The sequence below is a fragment of the Flavihumibacter solisilvae genome (assembly GCF_000814475.1).
Lineage (GTDB): Bacteria > Bacteroidota > Bacteroidia > Chitinophagales > Chitinophagaceae > Flavihumibacter > Flavihumibacter solisilvae.
This window is the reverse complement of sequence record NZ_JSVC01000013.1, coordinates 200,270-212,345: the sequence shown is the minus strand read 5'-3', so window position 1 is coordinate 212,345 and position 12,076 is coordinate 200,270. Positions and strand designations below refer to the sequence as shown.

At 45.7% G+C, this 12,076-nt stretch carries 12 protein-coding genes; 6 read left to right on the top strand and 6 right to left on the bottom strand.

Going from position 1 to position 12,076, the window contains the following annotated elements:
* The first annotated feature begins 2 nt into the window (after nt 1–2).
* The gene (locus OI18_RS12535) at nt 3–755 is read left to right on the top strand and encodes an SDR family oxidoreductase (RefSeq protein ID WP_039140191.1); all 753 of its coding nucleotides are present in this window, start codon (nt 3–5) and stop codon (nt 753–755) included.
* A gap of 4 nt (nt 756–759) precedes the next feature.
* On the opposite strand, the gene OI18_RS12530 is transcribed toward OI18_RS12535, so the two are convergent.
* The 3 genes from OI18_RS12530 to OI18_RS12520 are packed head-to-tail and all read right to left on the bottom strand — an operon-like array spanning nt 760 to nt 2,974.
* Nucleotides 760–1,527, bottom strand: coding sequence for a hypothetical protein (locus OI18_RS12530; protein ID WP_152616814.1), 768 nt, complete (start codon nt 1,525–1,527; stop codon nt 760–762).
* Between the two features lie 4 nt (nt 1,528–1,531).
* The gene (locus OI18_RS12525; protein ID WP_052273159.1) at nt 1,532–2,395 is read right to left on the bottom strand and encodes a CPBP family intramembrane glutamic endopeptidase; all 864 of its coding nucleotides are present in this window, start codon (nt 2,393–2,395) and stop codon (nt 1,532–1,534) included.
* Nucleotides 2,396–2,410: 15 nt separating this feature from the next.
* Nucleotides 2,411–2,974: an adenylate/guanylate cyclase domain-containing protein gene (locus tag OI18_RS12520; RefSeq protein ID WP_160290229.1), complete on the bottom strand. Its 564-nt coding sequence runs from the start codon at nt 2,972–2,974 to the stop codon at nt 2,411–2,413.
* A 238-nt stretch (nt 2,975–3,212) separates the two neighbouring features.
* On the opposite strand from OI18_RS12520, the gene OI18_RS12515 reads away from it, so the two are divergent.
* Nucleotides 3,213–4,301, top strand: a complete 1,089-nt coding sequence (locus OI18_RS12515) for a sensor histidine kinase (protein ID WP_052273157.1) — start codon at nt 3,213–3,215, stop codon at nt 4,299–4,301.
* A complete protein-coding gene (locus OI18_RS12510) occupies nt 4,298–5,026 on the top strand; it encodes a LytR/AlgR family response regulator transcription factor (RefSeq protein ID WP_039140189.1) in 729 nt (242 codons plus the stop codon). Before OI18_RS12515 ends, OI18_RS12510 begins: the two co-directional genes overlap by 4 nt.
* Before the next feature lie 4 nt (nt 5,027–5,030).
* On the opposite strand, the gene OI18_RS12505 is transcribed toward OI18_RS12510, so the two are convergent.
* Nucleotides 5,031–6,044 (bottom strand): MBL fold metallo-hydrolase, encoded by a 1,014-nt coding sequence (locus OI18_RS12505; RefSeq protein ID WP_052273156.1) that lies wholly within the window; start codon nt 6,042–6,044, stop codon nt 5,031–5,033.
* 232 nt (nt 6,045–6,276) lie between these two features.
* Here OI18_RS12505 and OI18_RS12500 point away from each other — a divergent pair, with 232 nt between their 5' ends.
* The 3 genes from OI18_RS12500 (at nt 6,277) to OI18_RS12490 (ending at nt 10,282) form a co-directional block, all read left to right on the top strand.
* A complete protein-coding gene (locus OI18_RS12500; RefSeq protein ID WP_052273155.1) occupies nt 6,277–8,547 on the top strand; it encodes a glycosyl hydrolase family 95 catalytic domain-containing protein in 2,271 nt (756 codons plus the stop codon).
* A gap of 49 nt (nt 8,548–8,596) precedes the next feature.
* The gene (locus OI18_RS12495; RefSeq protein ID WP_052273154.1) at nt 8,597–9,382 is read left to right on the top strand and encodes a helix-turn-helix domain-containing protein; all 786 of its coding nucleotides are present in this window, start codon (nt 8,597–8,599) and stop codon (nt 9,380–9,382) included.
* A 69-nt stretch (nt 9,383–9,451) separates the two neighbouring features.
* Entirely contained in the window at nt 9,452–10,282 is an 831-nt protein-coding gene (locus OI18_RS12490; protein ID WP_039140188.1) for an NAD(P)H-binding protein, read from the top strand.
* On the opposite strand, the gene OI18_RS12485 is transcribed toward OI18_RS12490, so the two are convergent.
* Together OI18_RS12485 and OI18_RS12480 are read right to left on the bottom strand one after the other, a co-directional pair.
* The gene (locus tag OI18_RS12485; protein WP_039140187.1) at nt 10,275–10,916 is read right to left on the bottom strand and encodes an NAD(P)H-binding protein; all 642 of its coding nucleotides are present in this window, start codon (nt 10,914–10,916) and stop codon (nt 10,275–10,277) included. The two genes, OI18_RS12490 and OI18_RS12485, sit on opposite strands and share 8 nt — an antisense overlap.
* Nucleotides 10,917–10,928: 12 nt before the next feature.
* Nucleotides 10,929–12,041: an alkene reductase gene (locus OI18_RS12480; protein WP_039140186.1), complete on the bottom strand. Its 1,113-nt coding sequence runs from the start codon at nt 12,039–12,041 to the stop codon at nt 10,929–10,931.
* Nucleotides 12,042–12,076: the final 35 nt, after the last annotated feature.

Sequence of the window (12,076 nt, the reverse complement as noted above, 5' to 3'; positions counted from 1 at the left end):
CAATGAACTCGTTAAAAAACAAAGTAGCCTTAATTACAGGCTCAGCAAGAGGCCTGGGAAAAGCCATCGCAGAACGTTATGCCGCTTTAGGAGCAGATATCGTATTGAACTACTCACGGGACAAAGCTTCAGCGGATGAAGTGGAAAACAACATCAAAGCTATGGGGGCCAGGGTAATTTCAGCGCAGGCAGATGTAAGCAAGGTGGCCGATATTAAACACCTGTTTGAAGCGGCAAAGAAATCATTTGGCAGAATAGATATCGTCGTTGCGAATGCAGGCATTGAAATGGTGGAAACACCCGTTACACAATTTACAGAAGAACAATTTGACCGGTTGTTCTCCATCAATACAAAGGGCGCTTACTTTACCATGCAACAGGCTGCCCTGAATGTGGAGGACAAGGGACGTATCATTTACATAGCATCAAGCACGACCGCATTTCCGGTAGCAGGTATGGCTGTATATGGCGGAAGTAAAACAACCCCGAGATACTTAGTGGATGTACTTTCAAAGGAGATCGGGCACCGGGGGGTGACTGTTAATTCCATTATTCCCTTTGCGGTAGATCATTCAGGGATCTTTGCAGAAGAAGGCAGTTACCCTGAATTGAGAAAATCACTACTGGATAGCTGCCCGATGGGCCGGTTGGCAGAAGTGGAAGATGTGGCCAACATTGCTGAATTCTTCGCAAGCAATCTATCCTCTTTTGTGAACGGGCAGCATTTACTGGTAAATGGCGGCGCCACGCAATAACTTTTCATTCCAGACGGTATTCCTTTTTCAATAACACGATCAACTTTGCAGCGCTGTTCAATGCCTCATTCATTTTATATTGCAAGACCTTTTGGCCTGAGTGTTTTGCCTGGCAAAGGTTGGCATATTGAATAAAATCATTTCTTTTACTTGTAAGAAGCGGAAACGATTGCCGCTTAAACGAGTCAATTTTCTCCTGTGCAATGTCAAAGTCCATTATTTCGTCGAGATAATAAGCATCGAATATCTTGTTCCTGGCGTTTGTCAGGTCATTCAATAAGGCGACCTGGAAATTTACAATCTCCTTCATAATTCTTACGGACTGGCAATAGTTGGCGATTCCATCAACAACATTGAGCCTTTTGAAATACCGCAAACCACCGGAACTGAGCAGTTGCTGCAAAGTTGCTTCCTGAAGCGCAACATTAGAAACCCTTGTACCAAACCTTCCGAAATAATACCAGGTTCCCGGAGGAACCTGGTTAATCGCTTTAAGATGAACCAGCTGGCGAAATGTATCAATCTTAGCCTGTGAAAAGCTATTGTCAACCAGGGCAGCTCTTAACGCTGCAGTATCAGCCTGGAGATCTTCATATAATGTCCTGGCATATTGCTTTTCCCGGTTATGTTCGATTGTATGCTCTAATTTATATTCCGCCAGAAAGCCGCAAGACACGGCTAAGAACAACATTAAAAACTCCCACGTGTAGTGTTTCCATTTTTTCTTCCTTTCCTTATGGCAGTTATAATGACTATGACGATGTACTTCCATATATTCAGTTTTTAATAAGATCTGCCCTTTTGTTCCAAAAGAAAACAGCAACGCATATACATACTAATGGCAGCACCAGGCCGAATTCATCAATAAAATATTTTGTATTGCCTGTGTCTTTGGTAAGCGGGGTAAAAATTGATTGAATAAATAAGTTATGGCTTGCATGTAGTAAAACGCCAGTCCACAGACTATTTGATCTCAAACGAAACCAGGTGTAGACAAAACTTATACTTACCACGGATACTATAAAGCAGCTCAAGGCAAACCATGCGGGGGTGCCGCTGTTATAATCTGCATAAAGCAGAATGGGAAAATGCCAGAGAGACCAGACAATACCTGTAATTAATGATGTGGCGGTATAATTCGTGATCCGGTAAAGTTCCGGCACTAAAAAACCACGCCAGCCAATCTCCTCTCCCAATGCTCTGGCTGCACTTTCCGCCATTCCGAATACCCCGGTAAGGATAATGTATAAAGCGATTACAACTCCTTTGGGTAACTGATCCCACCCAAACGACGCTGATACATGACTAACAAAATCATCGTTGTAAAATCGTCCAACGCCGGTTGCCCAGGTAATGCTATAGGCAGCGAGAACATAGAGTAGCGGTACCAGGTAACTCCACAATTGATACTTCGGATTACCCCATTGCCAGCCAAGCCCGGAAACCTTTCTCTCGAAGATCCTTGTAGTAATCAATGCGGCAATCGCCGGGCACCACATTAACCCGGTAATGTAGATCCCAAATCCACTTCCCAGTTTGCCGGTATGAATGATCAAAAAGTAGAACAAGGCGCTTAAAGAAAATGTGATAAGCAGGAAGAGTGAAATAGCCCTTCGACTTTGGCGCATTAAGTATTTCATGGTTGTCGGTTCAGGTTATGCCAGTTTGTAAATGGAAACAGGTTGGTGCCAACCCTTTAGGGGAACATTCCGAAATGAGACAGGATCAGCATCCAGTTGACCGACTGACCTCATCACATCTTCGGATACCAATAATTGAGAGCCGAATTGTTTGTTCAGCTGCTCGATCCTTGATGCCAGTATGACCGCACTGCCGGTAACAGAATGCTGGTATCGTTCTTTGGTCCCGAGATTTCCCGTAACCACCTCACCAATGTGAATACCGATCCCGATTTTCGTTTGCTCGATTTCTCCGTTCTGAACAGCCTTGTCCAGGTTTCTCAGGATCATCATTGATGCGTCGACCGCATTTTGTGAAAGATTGCAGGGATCCAGCGGCGTGCCAAATGTTACCAAGCAGCCATCGCCTAAGAACTGGTTAACAAAACCATTATACCTGCTGACAGTATTGATTACTATCCTGAAAAACGCATTTATATAAAGCGCAATTTCTTCCGGGCTTTTTTTTGAAGCAAAACATGTGAAGTTCCGGATGTCGATAAACATGATAGCAACCTTCTGCTGAAAAGTAAAATTCATGATGTAGATATTTCCTTTAGAATGATTAACAGGGCGCAAACCTATACCCATCCGGCAGGAGACTGTAGCATATTTATACAAATTGGCCCGGCTTTTATACCAAACCAACTGTAAGGTCCAGCTCGAACTTTTTGACCGAAATCACCCAAAATAAACCGGGGAAACCCATTTCGTATAACAAAAGGAGATGTTCGTCGAATACGCCCCATCCGCCGAAGTGATTTGGTAACTTTGGAACATGCAGGACAACAACGTCATCATGCTTACCCTGGATAACCCTATAACAAGGATTATTGCGGATCGAAAATACCGGTGGCTGCGTTATACACTATTAATTGGACTTACGCTTGTTCTTTCCTTCAAAGGTGATATTGGCGTATCAAATGATCCACGTCCCCCGGAACTCTTGCGGGCCATCATAATAGCTGATACGATCGGATTCTTTCTCATAACAGGGGTCAATCTTCTTTTGATCCGGGTTCTGATCCCGCGTTTGTTGTTCCGTTCGAAAGTTTTCCTGTTCGCCATTTCTTTCTTCCTGCTACTGGTGCTGATCTATTTTGTGGTATGGTCTCTTGATAATTTCCTGATAGAACCTGTTGTTCCGGGCATCAATACATTGCAGCATATAGACCTGTCGTTGGTTACTTTTGCTCAAATCTCTGCCGTTGTAAGTGTTATACTCGGTGCCGTTGTCGGCATGGTGATCTTTAAGAAATGGATCAATGATGTTCAACTAATGAATGAGCTGCACCAGGCCAACCTAAGAACGGAACTGGAACAATTGAAAAGCCAGGTAAATCCTCATTTTCTTTTCAATACATTGAATAACCTGGTTGTACTGACCAAAACAGATCCCGAAAAGGCATCGCAGATGCTTCTTGGCTTATCCGACCTGTTGCGATACCAGCTATATGATAGTGCAAGGGACAAGATCCTGTTATCAAAAGACATTGCATTTATGCAAAACCTGCTGGCACTGGAAAAGATCAGGAAAAACAATTTCGATTATGAAATCCAAAAAGAAGGAAATACCGATAAAGTAAATCTGCCGCCGTTTTTATTCATCCCGTTTGTGGAAAATGCTATCAAGCATGGGGCGTCGACTGTAGGCTATTCCTACCTAAAGATCAATTTCCGGGTTGATGACAAACAATTGCATTTTTCCTCGGAAAATTCAAAGCCACCGGTAAAAAACAATATCATTGGAGGACTAGGCCTGGCAAATATTAAAAGAAGGCTTGAGTTACTGTATCCTGGTAAACACTCGTTGCAAATAACAGACGATTCTGACAGATATATTGTGAATCTCATTCTATCGTTATGACCTGTATAATTGTAGACGACGAACCGCTTGCGCGCCAGGGCATGGAAATGAATATTGAGGCTGTCGCTTCACTGCAATTGCTCGGTTCATTCAGTAATGCATTTGCAGCCGGCGACTTTTTACGAAAAGAAAAAGTTGATATCATGTTTCTCGATATCAATATGCCGGAGTTAAATGGACTGGATTTTCTAAAATCATTAAGGGATGTTCCACTGGTCATCTTTACTACGGCCTATCCTCAATATGCCCTGGAGAGCTATGAACTGGATGCCATTGATTACCTGGTAAAACCAATACGGATTGAGCGGTTTCTCAAAGCGGTGAACAAAGCGGAAAATCACCTGAAGTTATTGCAGCAGGAGAGCAACTCCAATCATGTGGAAAAGATCGAGGATGACTTTATTTTTATTAAAGCTGAAAGGAAATTCTTTAAGATCTACTTTAGGAACATCCTTTATATTGAAGGACTGAAAGATTATGTGATCATTTATACCGCTGCAGAAAAGGTCATCACAGCAATGAACGTAAAAACAATCGCGGCACAATTACCCGACTCTATTTTTGCCAGGGTCAGCAAATCATATATCGTAAACGTATTGCACCTTACTTCTTTTGACAACGAGTTTGTATATATCCAGAGTAATGAGATCCCGCTCGGCCAAAGCTTCAAGGATAATTTCATGAAACAATATATTGAAGGAAAGGTGATTAAGCGGCAGGGTTGAGACCTTACAGAGGAAATGTTTCCCCCAGCCTTAGAATCTTCAGTTCGTTGTTGATTTTGCCTTCAGCCCTGAGTTTATTCAGTATCTGTTCAGGTTCGCTCATCGGCTCATCCGCAGCATCGAATGTGCCATAATGAAATGGGATGAAAATCCTGCCGCCTGTTGCATGAAAAGCTTCGACGGCCTGGAAAGGATCTTGATGGTTGCGTGACATAAACCAGGCGGGGGCATATGCACCAACACCAATCAGGGCAACATCTATACCCGGAAAGAAGACCCCGATATCATTAAAATGTGAGCCTGACCCGGAATCCCCGCTGTAATAAATGCACTTACCAGATTTTTGAATCATAAAGCCGCCCCACAGCGTTTCATTTGCATCAAAAAAACTCCTGCTGGCCCAGTGTCTCGAAGGCAGGAAAGTAATCCGGATATCAGCAGGAGTTTCATACTGCTGGTACCACCCTGCGGCCTGTATCGGAATACCGACCCACTTTTGAATGAGTTTATTGAGCTTTAATCCGCAAAATACCTGAGCCTTTGGGTTTGCGGCGGCCAGCAGGATTAAACTCTTTTTATCGCAATGGTCATAATGAGCATGGGAAACAAGGATATAATCAATATTCAACAGTTTATGCGGATCGACGGGCAGTTCAGAATAACGCCTGCCTACTGGCAACTTGCCGAAAACCGGGTCGATTAATATTCGTGTGCCAGCCAGCTGAATAAAAAAACTTGCATGTCCAAGCCATACAATCTTATCGGCGGGGTCATTCAGCCATACTTCATCCTTCAGAACGGAAATACGCCAGGTATCTTTCTTTTTTATTTCACGTTGTGGATTTCTCTCGGTCATAAACTTCAGAACCTCCCAGATGCTTCCTACCATTGGATGTTCCTGGTTAATAAAAAGTCCGTCCTGGTCCACAGGTGTGCCGGGCCAGCCCGGTAATACTACTTTCAAATCCGGGTTTGAAATATGCCCCTTTATTACCGGCACTTTCCTTTTACGAAGCATTGCAGTATAAGTTTAAGAATTATCAGGCTTATCATTCGGCAAATTTATCCAAATTAAAACGGGACAGCTTTGCTCAAAAGGCCAATTCTACTTTGCTTAAAAGGTTATATCGACCAAATTTAGGATATACCGGGTGACCGGAAATTGCTTCTTAATTCACACTTCTTTTTCCCTTTTTAGCATTCTGCTAAGTCAATGCAACAATCCCTGACATTTCAACTACTTTGGTTGCATGCCAGCCATATTCAACAAACTACCCGGCAAATGCCATGGGTTGCTTTCGATCTTACTCTTCGCTAATACCTGCGCATCTGCACAGCTGACACAAAAACATAATTTGCAGTTCGACCATCTCGCTAGTCGCTGGGATGAAGGCATGCCGCTGGGAAATGGTATGCTTGGCGCACTGACCTGGAAGAAGAACGATAAGTTGCGACTGTCGCTCGACCGGGCAGATCTGTGGGATGAACGCAAGGCCCTTGACCTTTCAAAATTCAACTTTCAATGGGTTGAACAACAGGTGCTCAAAAAAGATTATGGCCCGGTACAGAAACTTGGCGATCATCCCTATGACCAGGTTCCATACCCGACAAAACTGCCGGCGGCAGCTATGGAATTCGGGATCGGAAGTTTCGGCAAGGTTGTCTCCAATGAACTCGATCTTAAAACGGCGATTAATAAAGTGGTCTTCGAAAACGGGGTGATTTTCGAAAGTTATATTCATGCGACCAAACCGGAGGGACACTTCACTTTCAAAAACCTGGCTGGCGCTGCAATCCCTGAACTCATCGTTCATAATTACAATTCCGGCAAGAACCTCAAGGAAAATGATAACAGTCATTCCGGCGAAGGACTCGAAAAACTGGGATACGCAAAAGGAACAGTCACCCGGTCAACGAACAGCATCCGCTACCGGCAACCCGTGTACGAAGGACGCTACTTTGAAGTGCTGATCAGGTGGACCAAACTCCCTGGAAATGTGATCACGGGAATGTGGACAATCGCGAATAATCAACCAGCCGTATTACCGGCTACAATAACCGGCACCAGCGAAACAATCTCCCGCAATTCGCATACGAGCTGGTGGAAAGAATACTGGTCAAAATCATCGGTATCGTTGCCTGATACCCTGGTCGAAAAACAATACTATCTCGAGCTGTATAAACTTGGTAGCGTGGCACGTGCAGGTGCACCCGCAATTACGCTGCAGGCAGTGTGGACGGCAGACAATGGAAGCCTGCCGCCATGGAAAGGAGATTTCCATAATGATCTCAATACGCAGCTAAGTTACTGGCCAACATATACCGGCAATCGTTTGGCCGAAGGTGCAACCTTTACAGACTGGCTGTGGAAAATAAGCGCGAAGAACAAACAATATACCCGGCAGTATTTCGGGGTAGATGGATTGAATGTTCCTGGTGTGGCAACGTTGAATGGCGACCCGATGGGTGGCTGGATCCAGTACTCCCTCTCACCTACTGTGGGTGCCTGGTGTGCACAGCATTTCTACTGGCAATGGAAATACTCTATGGATGCGTCCTTCCTCCAAAAGCAGGCATATCCGTATATCCATGAGGCAGCAGTTTACCTGGAAAACATTACACGACTGAAAGACGGTGTGAGGACATTGCCTTTGAGTTCCAGTCCGGAATACAACAACAATGACATCAGTGCGTGGTTTCTAAGCTGGAGCAACTTTGACCTGTCGCTCGCGAAGTTTTTATTCACTGCTGCCGCCGAGGCAGCTACTTCAATGGGTAAGCCTGAAGAATCGAAGCACTGGCAGCAGGTGCTGGCACAACTTCCGGCATGTGAGGTAAATGAAACAGGGTTCACGGTTGCACCCGGACAAAACCTCAATGAATCGCACCGTCATTTTTCGCAGTACATGGCGATCTATCCACTTGCATTGCTGGATGTAAACAATCCAGCCGATAGTGTCATCATTGAGAACTCACTGCGCCGGATAGAGGAAAAGGGCACACGCGCCTGGTGTGGATATTCCTTCAGCTGGATGGCCTCCATGTATGCTCGGGCGCACAAGGCGGACAGTGCGGCAAGGCAACTGCAGATTTTTGCTTCGAATTTCTGTTCACCCAACAGTTTTCACCTGAACGGCGACCAGCGAGGCGGACAATACTCCGATTTTACTTATCGTCCCTTTACACTGGAAGGCAATTTTGCTTTCGCCCAGGGCGTGCACGAGCTCCTGCTGCAAAGCAGGAATGGGTATATCGAGGTATTTCCAGCTACACCGGCGGACTGGCGTAACGTTTCGTTTTCCAACCTTCGGTCAGAGGGAGCGTTTTTGGTTTCAGCAGGTAAACAGGATGGCAGGTTTACGGGCGTGACTGTACGGGCAGAGAAAGGCGGCAGACTGCGGATCAGGCTGCCGTTCGGCAGGTTCCGGGTAGCTGACGGAAATAAAAAGTTTGTAGTTAAAGATGGAATAGTGGAATTGAATATGTCGCGGGGGGAAGTTGTGGTTATATGGCCAGACTAAAGGTCTTATTTATGGAAATACAGCATTACTTTGCAGGTGTTTTTTAAACATGAACTGGAAGGAACAAATTATACGGGACCATGGGTTGGCATACCATGTAAAAGACATCCTGATCTTTGAAGATAGTGACAATACCAGGAGGCATATACTCCCGTTCTATGCCGACGGTTATCCAGGCATTGTATTTCAACAAACAAAAAACGGCATGTTCCTGGAACCGGGGAACAAACTTCTCGCCGACTTTTTCCTCTACGGGCAAACAATTCTTCCCATTGAGTTGTGTATGGAGGGAGCTTACCGCTTTATCGTTTTCCAGTTGCATCCTGTTGCGGTGAAAGCCCTGACGGGTATTGATCCAAAAAAACTTAATGATGATTGTTATGACCTTCACCGGCTTACATCTATCGACACAAATGTCTACACTGAAGCGCTGCAGAAATCTTCGGATGTTATTACACAGTCAGAGATCATAGCCCGTTTCATTACGCAGCTGCTTATGGTTAAAGTATATTATCCGCATGCAAGTATTGTTGAGGCAATAGAAATAATTATAAAAAGTAAAGGTAAAATCTCAGTCAGGGAACTGACCGAAACCTTGCACATGACCGAAAGAACACTGCAACGGAATTTTATTGAACACGTGGGAATTCCACCGAAAAAATTTGCCAAGATCATCCAGTTCCATTCTTCATTCAACCAGGTGACTGCTGAATCTTACTCCAGGCTCACCGATATCGTTTTTGAAAACGGTTTTGCAGACCAGTCGCATTTCATCCGTGACTTTAAGAAGTTCACCGGCCTGAGGCCAAACGAGATGCAGGTTAAGAAGCCTTAACAAGAATGTCGGTTTTGTTCAATTCCTGCGACATAGCGGAATCTAATTTTGGCTCATAAACATCAATCTATGAGCAACAGCATTTTAGTTTTAGGTGGAACCGGTAAAACCGGCAGACGCGTAGCCGAACGCCTTGAACAACGTAACATCCCGGTTCGCATTGGTTCCCGGAATGCCCGGCCTTCCTTTGACTGGAACCAGCCGTCAGGCTGGCCGGAAGTTTTGGAAGGGATCTCAAAAGTGTATATCACTTACCAGCCGGACCTTGCAGTGCCCGGCTCTGCCGACGCTATTTCTGCTTTTATAGAAGCAGCCAAAAAAGCCAGGATCCAAAAGCTGGTTTTGTTATCCGGTCGCGGCGAAAAAGAAGCGCAGACATGCGAAAGCATAGTTGCAGATTCAGGTATGGACTGGACGATTGTAAGGGCAAATTGGTTCATGCAGAATTTCAGCGAAGGATTTTTCGTAGAATCTATCATCGCTGGCGAACTGGTGATTCCCGACGTAAATGCGCGCGATCCCTTTGTTCATGCCGATGACATCGCAGATGTTGTTGTGGCCGCATTAACTGACGATGCCCACTCCAAAAAAACGTACGAACTGACCGGTCCTTCCCTCCTGTCCTTTGAAAAAGCAGTTGACATAATTGCTTCGGAAACTGGTCGCCCTGTAGCTTTCCGAAAAGTGAGCATGCATGAATACGGAAAAATGCTAAGGGAATACCAGGTGCCGGAAGACTATATCTGGCTGGTTAAGTATCTCTTTTCCGAGGTTATGGATGGCAGGAATGAATCGGTTACGGGCGATGTGAAAACAATACTTGGAAGGGAGCCGGTTTCGTTTGAAGATTTTGTAACAGAGAATACAAAGGCCGGAGCCTGGAACAGTCCCGCTATTTGACCTTCCAGATCTTATCCAACTCAATGATCTGTGTTCCGTTGGCGAGAACTTTGGGGGCTATGGCGAGTTTTTCAGCGAGTACGGATGTGGGCAAGGGCCGGAACTTACGGGCCAATCCTATTGTATTCAGGAAGCCCAGAATGGAAGCGGATATTCTTTCCCCCGGGCGGTCTGTATTCTTGCGGAGCAACAACCCGGGTCTGAAGATGATGAACTGGCCGAAGGCGAGACTTTTGATGTGCTCTTCGAGCCTGCCTTTGAGCCGCGAATAAAACACGTTGCTGGTTGGGGAAGCACCGTAGGCGGATAATAAGACTGTCCTGGTGACCCCATTAGCCCTGGCAACTTCTGCAAACTTCGCGGGGATCTCGTAGTCGATATGCTCCTGGTTCTCTTTGGACCCGGCTGTCTTGAGCGTGGTTCCCAGGCATGAGAACAGCACGTCGCCATTTATTTCACCTGACACCTCTTCCAGCTTACCAAAATCAGTCAGCACTTCGGTTAGTTTGGGATGAACCGTGCCACCGGGGCGGCGCACAAAAGTAACCACCCTGGTGTAATTTGGATCTTCCAACAGTAAGCCGACCAGGTCCTTTCCTGTTGCACCTGTTGCTCCAATGACCAATGCTTTCATCTTAATTTATTTTTAGTTCAGTTCCTCCTGTTCCCGGTACGTTGGCCAGTCCGTGTACCCCTTCGCTCCCAGGCCATAGTGCAGGTCGCGGTTGGGCGGAGTTAATTCCCAGTTATTCTGCAGGCGTTCCACCAGGTCGGGGTTGGAAATAAAAGGCTCCCCGAAACCGGCGATATCGATAGTACCTGCATTAATCAGTCGCTCAGATTTTTCGCGGTCCATGCTACCGGCAAGAATGATCACGCCGTCGTACCACGACCGGAAGCGTTCAATGAATCCATCGGGCAGAGCATGGCTGCCCTTTGACTTCTGGTCCATAATGTGAATGTAAACAAGTTTTCTTTTTGCCAGTTCCTTTGCCAGGTATTGATAGGTAGCTTCAATTTCATCGTAATGCGGCAGCTCATTCAGTCCACCGTATGGCGTAAGCCTGATGCCGACTCTTTCACTACCGATGGCTTTTACAGTAGCATCCACAACTTCAAGTAAAAACCGCGAACGGTTTTCAATACTCCCGCCATATTCATCATTGCGGTTGTTGATGAACGGGTTCAGGAATTGTTCGAGCAGGTAACCATTGGCGCCGTGAAGCTCCACTCCGTCGAAGCCTGCTTCAATTGCGGCACTTGCGGCCCTGGCGAAATCGGTTACAACCTGTTTGACCTCTGTTGTGGAAAGCGCCCGTGGCTTTGAGGCAATTACAAATCCTTCTTTCCCATTGTCGTCATAACCCCAGGCAAAAGAATTTGCTGCCTGGATATCCGACGCGCCTACAGGTGGTTTGCCATTGGGCTGGTTCGAAGTATGGGAAACCCTGCCCACATGCCACAACTGCGTAAAGATGACGCTGCCTTTGTTACGAACTTCGCGGGTAACTTTCTTCCAGCCTTCCACTTGTTCTTTGGTGTATAGTCCTGGTATATGCAATACACCTTTGGCTGTATCCGAAATAGCCGTGCCTTCCGTGATGATCAATCCTGCTCCCGAACGCTGCGCATAATACAAAGCGTTATGTTCGTTGGGAACACCATCTAAATTTCTTGCTCTTGTCATGGGCGCCATTGCGATCCGGTTCTTGAGATTTAAGGAACCGATAGTCGCTGGTTCGAAAATGTCTGTCGTCATTTTTTTTGTTTTATGTTTTTTGATCAGTGATTTTT